The sequence below is a fragment of the Pseudomonas sp. HN11 genome, assembly GCF_021390155.1.
Lineage (GTDB): Bacteria > Pseudomonadota > Gammaproteobacteria > Pseudomonadales > Pseudomonadaceae > Aquipseudomonas.
On sequence record NZ_CP089985.1, the window covers coordinates 57,226 to 74,088 of the forward strand.

General features: G+C 59.9%; 17 protein-coding genes. 11 read left to right on the plus strand and 6 right to left on the minus strand.

All coding sequences use genetic code 11. From position 1 onward, the window contains the following. The first annotated feature begins 72 nt into the window (after positions 1 to 72). Entirely contained in the window at positions 73 to 1,614 is a 1,542-nt protein-coding gene (locus tag LVW35_RS00275; RefSeq protein WP_233893127.1) for a SulP family inorganic anion transporter, read from the plus strand. Positions 1,615 to 1,682: 68 nt separating this feature from the next. Here the strand turns inward: LVW35_RS00275 and LVW35_RS00280 are convergent, their stop codons facing one another. Next, on the minus strand, positions 1,683 to 2,330 hold the full coding sequence (locus LVW35_RS00280; RefSeq protein ID WP_177004925.1) for a hypothetical protein: 648 nt from the start codon (positions 2,328 to 2,330) through the stop codon (positions 1,683 to 1,685). A 367-nt stretch (positions 2,331 to 2,697) separates the two neighbouring features. On the opposite strand from LVW35_RS00280, the gene coxB reads away from it, so the two are divergent. The 4 genes from coxB to LVW35_RS00300 are packed head-to-tail and all read left to right on the plus strand — an operon-like array spanning position 2,698 to position 6,966. Then, entirely contained in the window at positions 2,698 to 3,825 is a 1,128-nt protein-coding gene (gene coxB, locus LVW35_RS00285; protein ID WP_033899206.1) for a cytochrome c oxidase subunit II, read from the plus strand. A gap of 58 nt (positions 3,826 to 3,883) precedes the next feature. Beyond that, positions 3,884 to 5,470, plus strand: a complete 1,587-nt coding sequence (gene ctaD, locus LVW35_RS00290; protein ID WP_233893128.1) for a cytochrome c oxidase subunit I — start codon at positions 3,884 to 3,886, stop codon at positions 5,468 to 5,470. Positions 5,471 to 5,491: 21 nt separating this feature from the next. Next, entirely contained in the window at positions 5,492 to 6,043 is a 552-nt protein-coding gene (locus tag LVW35_RS00295; RefSeq protein WP_233893130.1) for a cytochrome c oxidase assembly protein, read from the plus strand. A gap of 35 nt (positions 6,044 to 6,078) precedes the next feature. Then, a complete protein-coding gene (locus tag LVW35_RS00300) occupies positions 6,079 to 6,966 on the plus strand; it encodes a cytochrome c oxidase subunit 3 (RefSeq protein ID WP_233893131.1) in 888 nt (295 codons plus the stop codon). Positions 6,967 to 6,972: 6 nt separating this feature from the next. Here LVW35_RS00300 and LVW35_RS00305 read toward each other — a convergent pair whose 3' ends face one another. Beyond that, the gene (locus LVW35_RS00305) at positions 6,973 to 7,176 is read right to left on the minus strand and encodes a twin transmembrane helix small protein (RefSeq protein WP_233893133.1); all 204 of its coding nucleotides are present in this window, start codon (positions 7,174 to 7,176) and stop codon (positions 6,973 to 6,975) included. Between the two features lie 28 nt (positions 7,177 to 7,204). Here LVW35_RS00305 and LVW35_RS00310 point away from each other — a divergent pair, with 28 nt between their 5' ends. Genes LVW35_RS00310 through LVW35_RS00330 form a run of 5 tightly spaced genes read left to right on the plus strand, consistent with a single transcriptional unit; the run spans position 7,205 to position 11,128 of the window. Continuing rightward, positions 7,205 to 7,969, plus strand: a complete 765-nt coding sequence (locus LVW35_RS00310; RefSeq protein ID WP_233893135.1) for an SURF1 family protein — start codon at positions 7,205 to 7,207, stop codon at positions 7,967 to 7,969. After that, positions 7,935 to 8,519 carry a hypothetical protein gene (locus LVW35_RS00315; protein ID WP_233893136.1) on the plus strand — a complete coding sequence of 195 codons (585 nt, stop codon included), beginning with the start codon at positions 7,935 to 7,937 and terminating at the stop codon, positions 8,517 to 8,519. The genes LVW35_RS00310 and LVW35_RS00315 overlap by 35 nt, the downstream gene beginning before the upstream one ends. A gap of 10 nt (positions 8,520 to 8,529) precedes the next feature. Beyond that, on the plus strand, positions 8,530 to 9,609 hold the full coding sequence (locus LVW35_RS00320; protein ID WP_233893137.1) for a COX15/CtaA family protein: 1,080 nt from the start codon (positions 8,530 to 8,532) through the stop codon (positions 9,607 to 9,609). Continuing rightward, positions 9,597 to 10,496, plus strand: a complete 900-nt coding sequence (gene cyoE / locus LVW35_RS00325) for a heme o synthase (RefSeq protein ID WP_233893138.1) — start codon at positions 9,597 to 9,599, stop codon at positions 10,494 to 10,496. The genes LVW35_RS00320 and cyoE overlap by 13 nt, the downstream gene beginning before the upstream one ends. Beyond that, positions 10,493 to 11,128 (plus strand): SCO family protein, encoded by a 636-nt coding sequence (locus LVW35_RS00330; protein ID WP_233893139.1) that lies wholly within the window; start codon positions 10,493 to 10,495, stop codon positions 11,126 to 11,128. Before cyoE ends, LVW35_RS00330 begins: the two co-directional genes overlap by 4 nt. A 99-nt stretch (positions 11,129 to 11,227) precedes the next feature. Here LVW35_RS00330 and LVW35_RS00335 read toward each other — a convergent pair whose 3' ends face one another. From LVW35_RS00335 to LVW35_RS00345, 3 genes are read right to left on the minus strand one after another with little or no spacing between them, the layout of a single operon-like run. Continuing rightward, positions 11,228 to 11,998, minus strand: a complete 771-nt coding sequence (locus tag LVW35_RS00335) for a MetQ/NlpA family ABC transporter substrate-binding protein (RefSeq protein WP_233893140.1) — start codon at positions 11,996 to 11,998, stop codon at positions 11,228 to 11,230. A gap of 51 nt (positions 11,999 to 12,049) precedes the next feature. Beyond that, positions 12,050 to 12,724 carry a methionine ABC transporter permease gene (locus LVW35_RS00340; RefSeq protein ID WP_099488106.1) on the minus strand — a complete coding sequence of 225 codons (675 nt, stop codon included), beginning with the start codon at positions 12,722 to 12,724 and terminating at the stop codon, positions 12,050 to 12,052. Continuing rightward, a complete protein-coding gene (locus LVW35_RS00345; protein WP_233893141.1) occupies positions 12,724 to 13,731 on the minus strand; it encodes a methionine ABC transporter ATP-binding protein in 1,008 nt (335 codons plus the stop codon). The genes LVW35_RS00340 and LVW35_RS00345 overlap by 1 nt, the downstream gene beginning before the upstream one ends. Positions 13,732 to 13,959: 228 nt before the next feature. Between LVW35_RS00345 and katE the strand changes: the two genes are divergently transcribed. After that, a complete protein-coding gene (gene katE, locus LVW35_RS00350) occupies positions 13,960 to 16,089 on the plus strand; it encodes a catalase HPII (protein WP_233893142.1) in 2,130 nt (709 codons plus the stop codon). A gap of 45 nt (positions 16,090 to 16,134) precedes the next feature. On the opposite strand, the gene LVW35_RS00355 is transcribed toward katE, so the two are convergent. Beyond that, entirely contained in the window at positions 16,135 to 16,854 is a 720-nt protein-coding gene (locus LVW35_RS00355; RefSeq protein WP_233893143.1) for a PA5502 family lipoprotein, read from the minus strand. Between the last annotated feature and the right edge of the window lie 9 nt (positions 16,855 to 16,863).

The window sequence follows — 16,863 nt, forward strand, 5'->3', positions numbered from 1 at the left end:
CGGGTAAAGCGGTGGCTGCCATGGACGCAGCCGGGCTTTGCCGCGCCCGGTAAATGCCTTGGGAGAGTCATTATGCGTGCTGCTCAATTGAAAGCTGTATTGCCACGAGAGCTGCTCGCTTCCGTGGTTGTGTTTCTGGTCGCCCTGCCCCTGTGCATGGGTATCGCGATCGCCTCCGGCATGCCGCCCGCCAAGGGACTGATCACCGGTATCATCGGTGGCCTGGTGGTGGGTTGGCTGGCGGGTTCGCCGTTACAGGTCAGCGGTCCGGCTGCCGGTTTGGCTGTATTGGTATTTGAACTGGTGCGCCAGCACGGCATGTTGATGCTCGGGCCGATCCTGTTGCTGGCGGGCTTTCTGCAACTGGTCGCCGGGCGTTTGCGGCTGGGCTGCTGGTTCCGCGTCACGGCGCCGGCGGTGGTGTACGGCATGCTGGCGGGGATTGGTGTGCTGATTGTGCTATCCCAAATTCACGTGATGCTCGACGGCGCGCCCAAGCCTTCCGGGCTGGATAACCTGGCGGGTTTCCCGGCGGCATTGGCTGAGGCCATCCCGACCCTGGGCGGCGGCCTGGGCTGGCAGGCGGGATTGCTTGGTTTGTCGACCATGCTGGTGATGTACGCCTGGGATAAATTGCGCCCACAAAGCCTGCGATTCGTGCCGGGCGCCTTGCTGGGTGTGGGCCTGACTACCGTTGTGAGCCTGGTGCTGGCGTTGCAGGTCAAGCGTGTGGAAGTACCGGAAAACCTCGCCGACGCCATCGATTGGTTGCGCCCCAGTGACTTGCTGAACCTGGCCGACCCGCAACTGCTGATCGCCGCTTTCGCGGTAGCCTTTATTGCGAGTGCTGAAACCCTGCTCTCCGCCGCGGCGGTTGATCGTATGCACAGCGGCCAGCGCTCCGATTTTGACAAGGAATTGTCCGCCCAGGGTGTAGGCAACATGCTCTGCGGCTTGGTCGGTGCCTTGCCGATGACCGGTGTGATCGTGCGCAGCTCGGCCAACGTACAGGCCGGTGCAACCACGCGTTTTTCAGCAATGTTCCATGGCCTGTGGCTGCTGGCATTCGTGTTATTGCTGTCGAGCGTGCTGCAGAGCATCCCGGTAGCGAGCCTGGCGGGTGTACTGGTGTACACCGGGATCAAGCTGGTGGACATCAAGGCCTTCAAGGCTCTGGGGCGCTATGGGCGGATGCCGATGTTTACCTATGCCGCCACGGCGTTGGCGATCATCTTCACCGACCTGCTGACCGGCGTGCTGGTGGGCTTCGGATTGACGCTGGTGAAGCTGGCGTTCAAGGCTTCACGCCTGAAGGTAAGCCTGATCGATTTGCCCCAGGAAGGAGAGATGGAGCTGCGTCTGACAGGGGCGGCGACCTTCCTGAAGGTGCCCGCTCTGACGCAGGTCCTGGCAACGGTGCCTGCGGGGACCACTGTGCATGTGCCGTTGAGCAATTTGAGTTACATCGACCATTCCTGCCTGGAGTTGCTGGAGGAATGGGGACGTGCCAATGCGGCCAAGGGTTCGACGCTGGTGATCGAAGCGCGCGGGTTGAAGCGAAGGCTGGAAGGTCGGGTCAGAACGACGACGGGAATCGGCTCCGCGCCAGCCTGACTATCTCATAGCCTTGTGGGGGCCGGGCAAGCCCGGCTCCCACATTTGATCGTTTGCGACCCAGCAAATCAAGCCGGCTGATCCAACGCCAACTCAACCCCCAACTGCCGCGACAGGCACGGCCAGCGCTTCCACGCAGCTTCCGTGTCCGGGCTCTTGAGCGTCTCGCGGTAGGCCTCTACCGACTCCAGCGCAAAGCTGTCCTCGTTGAGCATCTCGTCCACCGCCAAATGCACGGCTTCATCCAATTTGTTGGCGAACGCTTCGCCGATCAACTGGTGGGCGATAAGGTTAGCCACCGTGGTATCCGCCGGGATCAAAGGCTGGCCAAAGTGTTTGATATACAGATCGTTCACCTCTTCAACCAATCGATGTGCCAGGTAGGCCTCGTCCAGCAGCCCGTCAAGGCCTTCGTGACCGGCCAGGATAGCGGGCGGTTGCAGGAAGAAATGCTCGGCGATTTTCAGCACCGGCTTGATCTGGCTTTCGATACCGGCCTCGCGAGCCACGTCGTTGGCGGCGTCGAGCAAATCCGGTACGAGGTCGATATAGGCGGTGACAAAACGGGTCATGACAATGTTGCGATCACCGTCAGCCAGGGAGATGGCCGAATGCAGGTGCGGCAATTGTTTTTCCAGTTGCTGGGCAAGCTGGCCCGTGCTGGCTTCGTGTTGATGGGCACGGGAAATCTGCTCGCGCAATGCGGCGGTGTTCATGAAAGCTCCAGTGATACAAGCGTAGGAAAAGGGAGAGGATAAGGTAGCTCGTTTATACGAGCGCCTAAGACGCATTTGTCATAATTATTTCATGGTTATGCGCCCGCGTTATATCGAATTGCCATCGTTCGTCGGATAAACGATTCCGCCCCCGGTTTTGTTGGTCCTGAACAGTCATTTTTACTCATTTGCCCCTACACATTGCGGGGTTGCAGAGCCTGTCTATACTCGGATTTGTACGCGATTAGCTGATGACGCCAGACTGCATAAGCAGGCAAGGCCAGGCGGTTGTAAGCAGTATGGAAGCCGCTCCCTTCGACGCAGGTGCAAACCGGCGGGATAACAAGAACGATAAGGGGAACCCGCAATGATGCGACATCCACACGTTTGGATGGGCCTCCTGTTATGGTCAGTATTCGGCCAGGCACATGCCGCCTGGACAACGAATATGGCGCCAGGGGCGACAGAAGTCAGTCACGCTGTGTTCGACCTGCACATGACCATTTTCTGGATCTGTGTGGTGATCGGCATCATCGTGTTTGGCGCGATGTTCTGGTCGATGATCGTTCATCGCCGGTCCACGGGCCAGGTCGCGGCCAAGTTCCATGAGAGCACCACCGTGGAAATTCTCTGGACCGTCGTGCCCTTGCTGATCCTGATCGCGATGGCCATTCCAGCCACCAAGACCCTGATCAATATCTACGACAGCAGTGAATCGGATATCGATATCCAGGTTACTGGCTACCAGTGGAAGTGGCATTACAAATACCTGGGCCAGGACGTGGAGTTTTTCAGTAACCTCGCCACGCCCGCCGAACAGATCCACAATCAGGCGACCAAGGGCGAACACTACCTGCTGGAAGTCGACCAGCCGCTGGTATTGCCGGTGGGGGCCAAGGTGCGCTTTCTGGTGACGGCTGCCGACGTGATCCACTCGTGGTGGGTTCCGGCCTTTGCGGTCAAGCGTGACGCTATTCCCGGCTTCGTCAATGAGGCCTGGACCCGTGTCGAGAAGCCCGGCATCTATCGCGGCCAGTGCGCCGAACTGTGCGGCAAGGACCACGGCTTCATGCCCATCGTGGTGGAGGTCAAGTCCAAGGCTGACTACGAAACCTGGCTCGGCGAGCGTAAGGAAGAGGCCGCCAAGCTCAAGGAACTGACCTCGAAAGAGTGGACGCTGGAAGAGCTGGTCGCGCGTGGCGACAAGGTCTACCACACCACCTGCGTAGCCTGTCACCAGGCTGAAGGCCAGGGCCTGCCGCCGATGTTCCCCGCGCTCAAGGGCTCGAAAATCGCCACCGGCCCCGCGGCTGATCACTTGAGCATCGTCTACCACGGCAAACCCGGCACCGCGATGGCGGCCTTCGGCAAGCAACTCTCGGAAGTGGATATCGCCGCCGTGGTGACCTACGAGCGCAACGCCTGGGGCAACAACAAAGGCGACATGGTCACGCCTAAAGACGTGCTGGCCATCAAGCAGGCGGAAAGCAAATGACCTCTTTCAAGGCGCTTACCTCGACCCGCCCCGCCCACTCGCTTGCAGGAGAACGGCCATGAGCGCTGTGATCGATGACCATGGTCACGCCGACCATGCCCACGGGCCCGCCAAGGGCTTGATGCGCTGGGTGCTGACCACCAACCACAAAGACATCGGCACCATGTACTTGTGGTTCGCCTTTGCCATGTTCCTGCTCGGCGGCTCGTTCGCCATGGTGATCCGCGCCGAGCTGTTCCAGCCTGGCCTGCAGATCGTCGAGCCGGCGTTCTTTAACCAGATGACTACGATGCACGGGCTCATCATGGTGTTCGGCGCGGTGATGCCAGCCTTTGTCGGCCTGGCCAACTGGATGATCCCGTTGATGATCGGCGCGCCCGACATGGCCTTGCCGCGCATGAACAACTTCAGCTTCTGGCTGCTGCCGGCGGCGTTCCTGCTGCTGGTATCGACGCTGTTCACGCCGGGTGGCGGGCCGAATTTCGGCTGGACCTTCTACGCGCCGCTATCCACCACCTACGCTCCGGAAAGCGTGACGTTCTTCATCTTCGCCATCCACCTGATGGGCATCAGTTCGATTATGGGCGCGATCAACGTGGTCGCCACCATCCTCAACCTGCGTGCGCCGGGCATGACGTTGATGAAAATGCCACTGTTCGTCTGGACCTGGCTGATCACCGCGTTCCTGCTGATCGCGGTCATGCCGGTGTTGGCGGGCTGCGTGACCATGATGCTGATGGATATCCACTTCGGCACCAGCTTCTTCAGTGCGGCTGGCGGCGGTGACCCGGTACTGTTCCAACACGTGTTCTGGTTCTTCGGTCACCCGGAGGTGTACATCATGATCCTGCCCGCCTTTGGTGCCGTCAGCTCGATCATCCCGACCTTCTCGCGCAAGCCGCTGTTCGGCTACACCTCGATGGTCTACGCCACGGCGAGCATCGCGTTTTTGTCGTTCATCGTGTGGGCGCACCACATGTTCGTGGTGGGTATCCCGCTGGTGGGCGAGCTGTTCTTCATGTACGCCACGCTGCTGATCGCCGTGCCCACGGGGGTCAAAGTGTTCAACTGGGTCAGCACCATGTGGCAAGGCTCGCTGACCTTCGAGACGCCGATGTTGTTTGCCGTGGCCTTCGTGATCCTGTTCACCATCGGCGGGTTCTCCGGGTTGATGCTGGCTATTGCACCCGCGGACTTCCAGTACCACGACACCTATTTCGTAGTGGCCCACTTCCATTACGTGCTGGTGCCCGGCGCCATCTTCGGCATCTTCGCCTCGGCCTACTACTGGCTGCCGAAATGGACCGGCCACATGTACGACGAAACCCTGGGCAAGCTGCACTTCTGGCTGTCCTTCGTGGGCATGAACATGGCGTTTTTCCCGATGCATTTCGTTGGGTTGGCGGGCATGCCACGGCGGGTGCCGGACTACAACTTGCAGTTCGCTGATTTCAACATGGTCTCCTCGATTGGCGCGTTCATGTTCGGCGCTACGCAGATCTTCTTCCTGTTCATCGTGATCAAGTGCATCCGTGGCGGTACACCCGCACCGGCCAAGCCGTGGGAGGGTGCCGAAGGCCTGGAGTGGAGCATCCCTTCGCCGGCGCCATACCACACCTTCACCACGCCGCCGGAGGTCAAGTGAACAGGATGACGGGAGACTGCCATGTCTGAGTCCATGCCCACGAAGCGCCTGGTCACCCGCCTGCTGATCCTGGTGGTGGCGATGTTCGCCTTCGGCTTTGCGTTGGTGCCGATCTACGACGTGATGTGCAAGGCGTTCGGCATCAACGGCAAGACGGCGGGGCAGTATGAGGGATCGCAGGTGGTAGACCCGTCACGCCAGGTGCGCGTGCAGTTTTTGTCCACCAACGCCATCGACATGGTCTGGGATTTTTATGCCAAGGCTGACGAAGTGGTGGTGAACCCGGGCGCGGTGACCGAGATGCTGTTCGTGGCCCACAACCCCACCGACAAGCCGATGACCGCCCAGGCCGTACCCAGCATTTCACCGGCGGAAGCGGCGATGTACTTCCACAAGACCGAGTGCTTTTGCTTCACCCAGCAAGTGTTGCAACCGGGCCAGCGCATCGAGATGCCGGTGCGTTTCATTGTCGACCGCGACATGCCCAAGGATGTGAAGCATCTGACCCTGGCGTACACGCTGTTTGATATCACTGCGCGCCAACCGCCGGTGGCTGCCCACAGCGGCGGCTAGCTACTGTTTGCCCCCTCAATCAGGAGAGCGAATACATGTCGTCTCATGATACGTACTACGTACCAGCGCAAAGCAAATGGCCAATAATTGCCACGTTTGGCCTGTTGATCACGGTGTACGGGCTGGGTCTGTGGTTCAACGACCTCAAGGCCGCGCGGGCGGAATCCCACGGCCCGTGGATCTTTTTCGTCGGTGGCCTGTTGCTCGCCTACATGTTGTTCGGCTGGTTCGGTGCAGTGATCAAGGAAAGCCGCGCCGGTTTGTACAGCTCGCAAATGGATCGCTCGTTCCGCTGGGGCATGTCCTGGTTCATCTTTTCCGAGGTGATGTTCTTTATTGCGTTCTTTGGTGCGCTGTTCTACGTGCGCCACCTGTCCGCTCCTGCGTTGGCCGGTGAGGGCCCCAAAGGCATCGCGCACATGCTATGGCCGAACTTCGAGTTTGCGTGGCCACTGCTCAACAACCCTGATCCGAAAATGTACCCGGCGCCTGAAGGTACGATCAGTCCGTGGGGCTTGCCTCTGGTCAACACCATCCTGCTAGTCAGCTCCAGCGTGACTATCACCATTGCTCACCACGCTTTGCGCAAAGGCCATCGTGGGGCGTTGAAGCTCTGGCTGGCGATCACCGTATTACTGGGCGTCGCGTTTCTCGGGTTCCAGGCCGAGGAATACATCCACGCTTATAAAGAGCTGGGCCTGACCTTGGGTTCCGGCGTATATGGCGCGACCTTCTTCATGCTGACCGGCTTCCACGGTGCCCACGTCACCATCGGCACCATCATTCTGTTCGTGATGCTGATGCGCATCCTCAAGGGGCATTTCAATGCCGAGCACCAGTTCGGTTTCGAGGCGGCCAGTTGGTATTGGCACTTTGTGGATGTGGTGTGGATCGGGCTGTTTTTCTTCGTCTATGTGCTGTGAGGCGCCTTACCACGGCGCATGAGAAACCAGTTGGCCACTGAAAAAGCCCCAGGCGATCAGTGCCACGGTGATCACGGCCAGTACCACACGCACGGTCAAGGCAGTGACGAGGCGGTTGGAGTTGCCCTCGTCCTTGACCATAAAGAACAAGCCACTGAACAGGCTCACGACAGTCGCGATCAGCATCAGGGCAATTGCGGCTTTGAGCATGGTCTGGCTCCAATGGGATGGGCGGGCAATGAAAACAAGTATAGCCAGCGCCATGAAATGCTTTCGGCCAGGGATCGCACCCACATTAGTGGTGCTGGCGCTGCTGCCGCTGATGGTGGGCCTGGGGTTTTGGCAACTGTCCCGTGGCCACGAAAAACAGTTGCTGGTGGACAGTTATACCGAGCGGCGCGCGGCTGATCCGATCAGCAGCGCACAGCTCAACGATATGGCCGACCCTGCTTTTCGCCGGGTGCGGCTGCGCGGGCAGCTCGATGCTGAACACAGCGTTTTCCTCGACAACCGAATGCGCGACGGCAAGGCCGGCGTAGAACTGTTGCAACCTTTTCACGACCAGGCCAGCGGCCTATGGCTGTTACTCAACCGTGGCTGGCTGCCCTGGCCGGACCGGCGCACGCCACCCGTTTTCAGTACCCCTGAGCAGCCCTTGAACCTGGATGCCTGGGTGTACGTCGCACCCGGCGAAACCTTCCAGCTACACGCTGACCCAGACGGCGGGCAATGGCCGCGTCTGCTCACTGCCCTGCATCCTGGCGCCCTTTGGGCTGAATTGGGCCGCAGTGGTTTCGCATACGAGTTGCGGGCCGAAGGCGGCCCCGGCACCTACGAAACCACCTGGCCCATCGTGGCCATGGGCCCGGAAAAACACGTGGCGTACGCCGTGCAATGGTTCGCCCTGTCGCTGGCACTGCTAGCGCTTTACCTCTACCTCGGATGGCACAACAAAAAGGAGAAGCCCCATGGGAGCGGCCACGAATCCACTCAACATGTCTGACGCACCGGATCGGCGCAAAGGCCGTTGGCAGTTGATCCTGATCCTGATGATGGTGATCGGCCCGATGGCGTTGGCAACGTTCATGTACAAGCTGCAGTTCTGGGTCCCGGAGAGCCGCAGCTACCATGGCGAGATGATTGGCAATGGCCAGACCCGCGCTGACATTGGCGTACAGGCCGATGAGCAGCGTTGGCAACTGCTGGTGACCGCGCCCACTGCCTGTGCAGCGGATTGCCAGCAACTGGTGTACCTCGCACGCCAACTGCAAATCAGCCTGGGTCGTGATGCCTCCCGCGCCAGCCATGCCTTGGCCAGTGCGCAAGCGGTAAGCGCGGAGTACGAGGCCAAGCTGAAAGTCGAGTACCCACAACTGCAACGCTATCCGCTGGACCTGTCGGCCTTCACCAAACACACCGCCGCGCCTGGCGACGTGCAGCTGTGGATCGTCGATCCCCACGGCAACCTGGTGCTGCGCTATGACGCCAAGGTCAAGGGCAAGGATGTGCTCAACGACCTGCGCCACCTGTTGAAACTGTCGAACATCGGATAAGGGCATCGTCATGGCCAAACCTGGATTTCGCCTCGCGTTGTTTGCCACCTTGGTGGCGCTGATCGTCGTGCTGCTGGGGGCTTATACCCGCCTGACCCATGCCGGACTGGGTTGCCCGGACTGGCCGGGCTGCTACGGCTTCATCAGCGTACCCAAGACCGAAGCCCAGTTGGCCCATGCCGAGCTGCATTTCCCCGACACGCCGGTGGAGGCCGACAAGGGCTGGGCCGAGATGACCCATCGCTACTTCGCTGGCACCTTGGGCTTGCTGATTTTGCTGCTGGCCGCGCGCTCGTGGAGCCATCGACGTGATCCCGGCCAGCCGGTGAAGCTGCCGCTCTTCCTGCTGGCGGTGGTGTTTGCCCAGGCGGCGTTTGGCATGTGGACGGTGACGTTGAAGTTATGGCCGCAGGTGGTGACGGGGCATTTATTGGGCGGTTTTGCGACCTTGAGCCTGCTGTTCCTGCTGACCCTGCGTTTGTCCGGCGTGCTGCCCGCCTTGATCGTACCCAAGCGTCTGCAATATTGGGCGACGGCGGGGCTGGTGCTGGTGATCGGTCAAATTGCGCTGGGCGGCTGGGTCAGCTCCAACTACGCGGCGGTGGCCTGTATCGATTTGCCGAGGTGCCATGGCGAATGGTGGCCGGCAGCGGATTTCGCCAACGGCTTTCATCTCACTCAGCACATCGGCCCCAACTACTTGGGCGGGCAACTGGACAGCGAGGCACGCACCGCCATCCACCTGACCCACCGCATCGGTGCCGTCATCGTCAGCCTGGTGTTGCTCGGCCTGGCCTGGCAGTTACGCGCGGTGGGCATGACGCGCTTGGCCGGCTTGCTACTGATTGCCCTGGCCGCGCAAATCTGCCTGGGCCTGAGCAATGTGACTTTCGGGCTGCCGCTGGCGGTGGCTGTAGGCCATAACGCCGGGGGCGCTACGTTGTTGCTGAGTCTGGTGCTGGTCAATTACCACGCCCGCACCAGCCTGGTCCGCGTGCGTAATCAACAGCCGTTCGGTTGGCGTTTTATCCCGCGCAAACACGTATCGGGCCTCATTACACTTAAAGGAGAGATGCCATGGCGACCTTGATCGGCGCGCGTCACGGCCAGGCGATCTGGCGTGACTACTTGGAGCTGACCAAGCCGAAAGTGGTGGTGCTGATGCTCATCACCTCGCTGGTGGGGATGTTCCTGGCGACCCGTGCGGGCGTGCCGTGGACGGTGCTGGTGTTCGGCAACCTGGGGATTGCCCTGTGCGCGGGCGGCGCGGCGGCGGTGAACCATGTGGTGGATCGGCGGATCGACGCGGTGATGGCGCGCACCCATAAGCGGCCGTTGGCGGAAGGCCGTGTGTCGCCGCTGGCGGCGCTGGCGTTTGCATTGTTTCTGGCTGTTGCGGGATTGACGCTGCTGTTGGCGTTCACCAACCCGCTGGCAGCCTGGCTGACCTTGGCTTCGCTGCTCGGCTACGCCGTGATCTACACCGGCTTTCTCAAGCGTGCGACGCCGCAGAATATCGTCATCGGCGGCCTGGCCGGCGCTGCACCGCCCCTGCTGGGATGGGTCGCGGTCACCGGGCATGTCAGCGCCGAGCCGCTGCTGCTGGTGCTGATCATCTTCGCCTGGACCCCGCCGCACTTCTGGGCGCTAGCGATTCACCGCAAGGAGGAATATGCCAAGGCGGATATCCCGATGTTGCCGGTGACCCACGGCGAGCACTACACCAAGGTGCATATCCTGCTCTACACCTTTGCTTTGCTGGCGGTGAGCCTGATGCCCTATGTGATCCATATGAGCGGCCTGCTGTACCTCGCGTGTGCGTTGGTATTGGGCGGACGCTTTCTGCAATGGGCTTGGGTGTTGTACCGTGGCGGTCGGCCGCACGCGGCGATCAACACCTTCAAGTACTCTATCTGGTACTTGCTGCTGCTGTTCATCGCGCTGCTCCTCGACCACTACCTACTGTTGAACCTATGACTCGAACTCAAAAAACTGTCTTCATTCTAGTGGCCCTGGTGGCATTGATCATGGGCCTGACCGTTAATAAAGTGCTCTCGGGCAAAGGCCAGGGCGACCCCACCGCCTTGATCGACGCCGGTATCATCCTGTTGCCGCAAAGCCGTCAGTTGCCGCCAGTGACCATGACAGACCAGGAAGGCCAGCCGGTGGTGGTCAACGAATTGAAAGGCAAGTGGAGCCTGCTGTTCTTCGGCTACACCTTCTGTCCGGACATCTGCCCGACCACCCTCGCCCAGCTGCGCCAGATCAAGAGCGAACTGCCCAAGGACGTTGTGGATAAGTTGCAGGTGATCCTGGTCAGCGTCGACCCGAACCGTGACACGCCGACCCAACTGAAGCAGTACCTGGGCTACTTCGACCCGCAGTTCAAGGGCCTGACCGGCACGAATGTGGAGGATGTGCAAAAGGTGTCGAATGCGGTGAGCATTCCGTTCATTCCGGCCGATACCAGCAAACCCAACTACACCGTCGACCACAGCGGCAATCTGGCGCTGATCGGGCCTGATGGGACCCAGCGTGGGTTCATCCGTGCGCCGTTGAATAACCAGAAGCTTGTAGTTCAACTGCCGGTGCTGTTGCAGCGTAAATAAGCCGGACGCCAACCCAGCCAACAACACAAAACAAATGTGAGAGCGAGCAAGCCCGCTCCCACATTTTTTGATCTCCAATGTGTGGGAGATCGAGTTGGATCAGAACGCCGGCTTGATTGCGCCTTTGTACTTCTCTTCGATGAATTTCTTCACTTCAGGCGTGTGCAGGGCTGCAACCAGCTTCTTCACGGCGTCCGAGTCTTTGTTGTCTTCGCGGGTCACCAGAATGTTCACATAAGGCGAGTCGCTACCTTCAATGACCAGTGCGTCCTTGGACGGGTCCAGCTTGGCTTCCAGCGCGTAGTTGGTGTTGATCAGCGCCAGGTCGACCTGGGTCAGGACGCGCGGCAGGGTGGCGGCTTCCAGTTCGCGGAATTTCAGGTTTTTGTCGTTCTTGGTGATGTCCTTGATGGTCGACAGGATGTCTGTCGGGTCCTTCAGGGTGATCAGGCCGTTCTTGGCCAGCAGCAGCAGGGCGCGGCCGCCGTTGGTAGCGTCGTTCGGAATCACCACGTTGGCGCCGCTTGGTAGCTCGTCCAGCTTCTTGTACTTGCTGGAGTAGGCACCCAGGGGTTCCAAATGCACGGCGCCGACGCTCACCAGGTGAGTGCCCTTCGCCTTGTTGAATTCATCCAGGTACGGCTGGTGCTGGAAAAAGTTGGCGTCCAGGCGCTTTTCAGCGACTTGTACGTTTGGCTGCACATAATCGGTGAAGACCTTGACCTGCAGGTCGACGCCTTCTTTGGCGAGCGCAGGTTTCACGAATTCCAGGATTTGTGCGTGCGGCACCGGCGAAGCAGCGACCGTGATGGTCTCTGCGTGGGCGGAAAACGCGGCAACGGCGGCGAAAGCAACCAGTAGTTTTTTCATCCAACAAGCTCCTTGTTCGGGCATGTACCGGCATGCGACCGGCAATGGCCGTTATTTTCGAGAAAAGTGCACCACCAGCTTGTCGCCGACGGTTTGTAGAATTTGCACGAGGATCAACAGCATCACCACGGTGACCACCATCACGTCAGTCTGGAAACGCTGGTAACCGAAGCGGATTGCCAAATCACCCAGGCCACCGGCGCCGACCACACCGGCCATCGCCGTGTAGGACACCAGTGTAATCGCCGTCACCGTAATCGCCGCGAAAATGCCGGGACGGGCCTCGGGCAGCAAAGCGTTGGTGATGATCTGGCGCGTGCTGGCGCCCATGGACTGGGTGGCTTCGATGATGCCGCGGTCCACTTCACGCAGGGCGGTTTCCACCAGGCGTGCAAAGAACGGCGTTGCGCCCACGACCAGCGGCGGAATTGCGCCGGCCACGCCCAGCGAGGTGCCGGTGATCAGTACGGTGAACGGGATCATCACGATCAACAGGATGATGAACGGCAGCGACCGCAGGATATTCACAATCAGCGACAGCAGCGCATACAGGCCTTTCTGTTCGAACAGTTGGCGCGGGCTGGTCAGGAACAACAACACGCCCAGCGGCAAGCCTAGTACCACAGTGAAGAACAGCGAACCGAACAGCATGGTCATGGTGTCGCCGGTGGCGAGCCAGATTTCCGACCAGTCGATATTGGCGAAGAAACTCAACAGGACTTCCATTAGCGCAGGACCTCCATGTGGACGTCAGCGGCGGTGAAGCGCGCAAACGCGGCTTCCATGTCGCCACCGGTGACGGCGAGGGTCAATTGCCCGTAAGGGATGTCTTTGATGCGGTCGATACGACCGGCGAGGATGCTGTAGTCCACACCCGTTTCGCGGGCGACGGTGCCCAGCAACGGCGCGTAGGTCGCATCACCCTGGAACGTCAGGCGCACGATACGACCTGGTACGTGGGCAAAGTCGTCGCGTTGTTCATTTTCGTCGACCTGCTCGGACTCCTGCACGAAGCGCTTGGTGGTCGGGTGTTTGGGGTGCAGGAACACCTCGGCCACCGAGCCTTGCTCGATGATCACACCCGCATCCATCACCGCCACCTGGTCGCAGACGCGGCGGATCACGTCCATTTCATGGGTGATCAGCACGATGGTCAGTTTCAACTCGCGGTTGATCTCGGCCAGCAGTTGCAGCACCGAGGCGGTGGTCTGCGGGTCGAGGGCGCTGGTGGCTTCGTCGCACAGCAGGATCTTTGGCTTGGTTGCCAGGGCGCGGGCGATGCCGACGCGTTGTTTCTGGCCGCCGGACAGCTGCGCCGGGTATTTCCTGGCGTGATCGGACAGGCCGACACGGGCGAGCAATTCGGCGACACGCAGGTCGATGTCCTTGCGCGACAATTCGCCGGCCAGCGTCAGTGGCAATGCCACGTTGTCGGCGACGGTCTTGGAGGCCAGCAGGTTGAAGTGCTGAAAAATCATCCCGACCTGCTGGCGGAAACGGCGCAGGCCATTGGCGTCCAGGGCGGTGACTTCTTCGCCGTCTACCCTGATCTGGCCGCCACTCGGTTCTTCGAGGCGGTTGATCAGGCGCAGCAGTGTACTTTTGCCCGCGCCGGAATGACCGATCAGACCAAACACCTGGCCGTTCTCGACGGTCAGGCTGGTGGCGTGCAGCGCAGGAATATCCCTACCGGCGACGCGGTAGGTTTTATGGACGTTTTGAAACTCGATCACGTAGCGAACCTTGTGGGGCGCATGGAAAAGGGATCAGCGGTTAGCCGGGCGCGCATTTTAGCCTGTCCGTATAGCGTTTCTTAGCATTTATTTCGTATTCAACCAGCGATTTGGCAATAACGCGATCAAAGGTCATAAAAAAGGAACGGCCCAAAACCCTATCAGTCACTACTAAAGCAATGCGATTCCCGGGTGCCGTGCCTGGGTCTGAATAAGGAGTTTTGACTGATGAGTACGAAAAACCCAAAGAGCGAACTCGCCGGAACCGACACCCTGGACCGTAAGAACACCAACGCCAAGCTAGAGGCCTTGGAAGAATTCCGCTCCGACGCTACCGGCCAAGCCCTGCGTACCAACCAGGGGGTGAAGATCTCCGACAACCAGAACAGCCTGAAGGTCGGCGCGCGCGGGCCATCGCTGCTCGAAGATTTCATCATGCGTGAAAAGATCACGCATTTTGACCATGAACGCATCCCTGAGCGCATCGTGCATGCGCGGGGCACAGGTGCCCATGGTTACTTCCAGACCTACGAGAACCATTCGGCGCTGACCAAGGCCGGGTTCCTGCGTGACCCGGGCCACAAGACTCCGGTGTTTGCCCGTTTCTCGACAGTGCAGGGGCCGCGCGGCTCTGGCGATACAGTGCGAGACGTACGGGGCTTTGCCGTGAAATTCTTCACTGACGAAGGCAACTTCGACCTGGTCGGCAACAACATGCCAGTGTTCTTCATTCAGGACGCGATCAAGTTTCCCGACTTCGTACACGCGGTTAAGCCGGAACCGCACAACGAGATTCCTACAGGCGGCTCGGCCCACGATACATTCTGGGACTTCGTGTCGTTACAGCCCGAATCTGCACATATGGTGATCTGGGCCATGTCTGACCGCGCCATTCCGAAAAGCCTGCGCGCCATGCAGGGTTTTGGCGTGCACACCTTTCGACTGATTAATACCGAAGGCAAGTCCAGCTTTGTTAAGTTTCACTGGCGGCCAAAGGTCGGTACATGCTCCCTGGTATGGGACGAAGCGCAAAAGCTTGCGGGTAAAGACACGGACTACCACCGTCGTGACTTGTGGGAATCGATTGAAAGTGGCGATTACCCCGAGTGGGAGTTGGGCGTGCAGATCGTTGCAGAGGAAGACGAACATAAATTCGACTTCGACCTGCTCGATCCGACCAAGATCATCCCCGAAGAGCTGGTGCCTATTACTCCGCTGGGCAAGATGGTGCTTAACCGTAACCCGGACAACTTCTTCGCTGAGGTTGAACAGGTTGCTTTCTGCCCTGGCCACATCGTGCCGGGTATCGACTTTACCAACGACCCGCTGCTGCAAGGCCGTCTGTTTTCCTACACGGATACGCAGATCAGCCGTCTTGGTGGGCCGAACTTTCATGAGATTCCAATCAACCGCCCTGTAGCGCCTTTTCATAATGGTCAGCGTGATGCCCAGCATCGCACGGTGATTGATAAGGGGCGCGCGGCTTATGAGCCGAACTCGATTGACGGCGGTTGGCCGAAAGAAACGCCGGCAGGCCCGACCGATGGCGGTTTTGAAACCTATTACGAACGTGTCGACGCCAACAAGGTACGTGAGCGCAGTGAATCTTTCGGTGACCACTTCTCCCAGGCGACGCTGTTTTTCAACAGCATGAGCCACCACGAGAAAGAGCACATCATTGCGGCCTACAGCTTTGAGCTGGGCAAGGTGGAGCGCGAGCATATCCGTGCGCGTCAAGTGAACGAGATTCTCGCCAATATCGACCTGGAGCTGGCCAAGCGCGTTGCGCAGAACCTGGGTCTGCCGGCGCCGAGCAAAGGCACAGTAGCGCCACGTGAGACTTCGGTTAAAGAGTCCCCGGCGTTGAGCCAGGTAAACTTGCTGTCGGGCGATATCAAGACCCGCAAGGTGGCGATCCTGGCAGCAAACGGAGTTGACGGTGCTGCCATCGACGCGATGAAAAAAGCGCTCGCAGCAGAAGGCGCGCATGCCAAGTTGCTGGGGCCAACCTCGGCACCGGTCACCACGGCGGATGGCAAATCGCTGCCGGTGGATGCGTCCATGGAAGGCATGCCGTCGATTGCGTTTGATGCGGTATTCGTACCGGGCGGCGCGGACTCTGTAAAAGCGTTGAGTGGCGACGGTGTTGCACTGCATTATGTGTTGGAGGCCTACAAACACCTGAAGGCAATTACTTTGGCCGGTGAGGCCAAGCAGTTGCTGGACGTGCTCAAGCTTGAGGCGGATGCAGGCTTGATCGTGGGCGGGGATGCCAAGGCGTTCAAGGCGTTCTTCGCGGCGATTGCCCAGCATCGGGTTTGGGATCGTGAGCCTAAGGCCAAGGCGATTCCGGCTTAAGCGTTAAAAGGGTCGCTCCCAGAGGGTGGGAGCGACCCTCTATTCTTACTCCGCCTTGCGCGGAATCAGCACAACCTGCGCCGGAATGTGTTTCAAGATCTGCCGGTGAATTTTCAGGTCATACCCCGAATCAATTCGCTTCACCCGTTTGGTCAGCAAAGTGGCCAGCCACGGGTAATCCTCTGTGCGCGGTGCCTGGATGCTCACATCACATTGGTAATTCACCACGTCGGTGGCGATGGCATCCAGTTGATGGCGCAGTGCTTCGATATCGGTAAGGTTCAGTGCCACGGTGGTGCTTGGCGCTGCCGGGTCGATGACCTTGGCGGCGGGCTTGGCTTCGGCGGCCTTGAGGGCCTCTTCGGCTTTATCCAGCTCGACTTTGCGGGCATGGGTGATGGCGCTGTTGACGCCGCCGGTCAGCGCGGGCGCTTTGGGCATCAAGGCACGGGCACGGCTCAGAGCGGTAGCGGCAGCGTTTACATCACCCTTTTGCAGCACAATCTGGCTGCGCTGCAGGTAGGCTTCCGCCAACTGGCGCTGATAGTTTTCCAGCGCCGGGTCGTTGGGCGACTGGGCTTGCAGTGCCGCCAACTGGTCTTCGGCGGTTGCCAACTCGCTGCTGGCCAGGTTTTGCTCCAGCTGTGCGATGGTCACGGCACGCGCGTCCGGCGCCTCGGGAGCGGCGGGCGGTGTGCTTTGACAGGCGCCCAGCAGCAGGGAAAATGCGGCAAGGAGCAGATAACGGGAGGTGAACAGCTTCATTCCTGCGAC

Excerpts from the sequence above, each read along its gene's own strand:
- LVW35_RS00275 (WP_233893127.1), top strand. The coding sequence starts at position 73 with ATGCGTGCTGCTCAATTGAAAGCTGTATTGCCACGAGAGCTGCTCGCT.
- LVW35_RS00280 (WP_177004925.1), bottom strand. The coding sequence starts at position 2,330 with ATGAACACCGCCGCATTGCGCGAGCAGATTTCCCGTGCCCATCAACAC.
- coxB (WP_033899206.1), top strand. The coding sequence starts at position 2,698 with ATGATGCGACATCCACACGTTTGGATGGGCCTCCTGTTATGGTCAGTA.
- ctaD (WP_233893128.1), top strand. The coding sequence starts at position 3,884 with ATGAGCGCTGTGATCGATGACCATGGTCACGCCGACCATGCCCACGGG.
- LVW35_RS00295 (WP_233893130.1), top strand. The coding sequence starts at position 5,492 with ATGTCTGAGTCCATGCCCACGAAGCGCCTGGTCACCCGCCTGCTGATC.
- LVW35_RS00300 (WP_233893131.1), top strand. The coding sequence starts at position 6,079 with ATGTCGTCTCATGATACGTACTACGTACCAGCGCAAAGCAAATGGCCA.
- LVW35_RS00305 (WP_233893133.1), bottom strand. The coding sequence starts at position 7,176 with ATGCTCAAAGCCGCAATTGCCCTGATGCTGATCGCGACTGTCGTGAGC.
- LVW35_RS00310 (WP_233893135.1), top strand. The coding sequence starts at position 7,205 with ATGAAAACAAGTATAGCCAGCGCCATGAAATGCTTTCGGCCAGGGATC.
- LVW35_RS00315 (WP_233893136.1), top strand. The coding sequence starts at position 7,935 with ATGGGAGCGGCCACGAATCCACTCAACATGTCTGACGCACCGGATCGG.
- LVW35_RS00320 (WP_233893137.1), top strand. The coding sequence starts at position 8,530 with ATGGCCAAACCTGGATTTCGCCTCGCGTTGTTTGCCACCTTGGTGGCG.
- cyoE (WP_233893138.1), top strand. The coding sequence starts at position 9,597 with ATGGCGACCTTGATCGGCGCGCGTCACGGCCAGGCGATCTGGCGTGAC.
- LVW35_RS00330 (WP_233893139.1), top strand. The coding sequence starts at position 10,493 with ATGACTCGAACTCAAAAAACTGTCTTCATTCTAGTGGCCCTGGTGGCA.
- LVW35_RS00335 (WP_233893140.1), bottom strand. The coding sequence starts at position 11,998 with ATGAAAAAACTACTGGTTGCTTTCGCCGCCGTTGCCGCGTTTTCCGCC.
- LVW35_RS00340 (WP_099488106.1), bottom strand. The coding sequence starts at position 12,724 with ATGGAAGTCCTGTTGAGTTTCTTCGCCAATATCGACTGGTCGGAAATC.
- katE (WP_233893142.1), top strand. The coding sequence starts at position 13,960 with ATGAGTACGAAAAACCCAAAGAGCGAACTCGCCGGAACCGACACCCTG.
- LVW35_RS00355 (WP_233893143.1), bottom strand. The coding sequence starts at position 16,854 with ATGAAGCTGTTCACCTCCCGTTATCTGCTCCTTGCCGCATTTTCCCTG.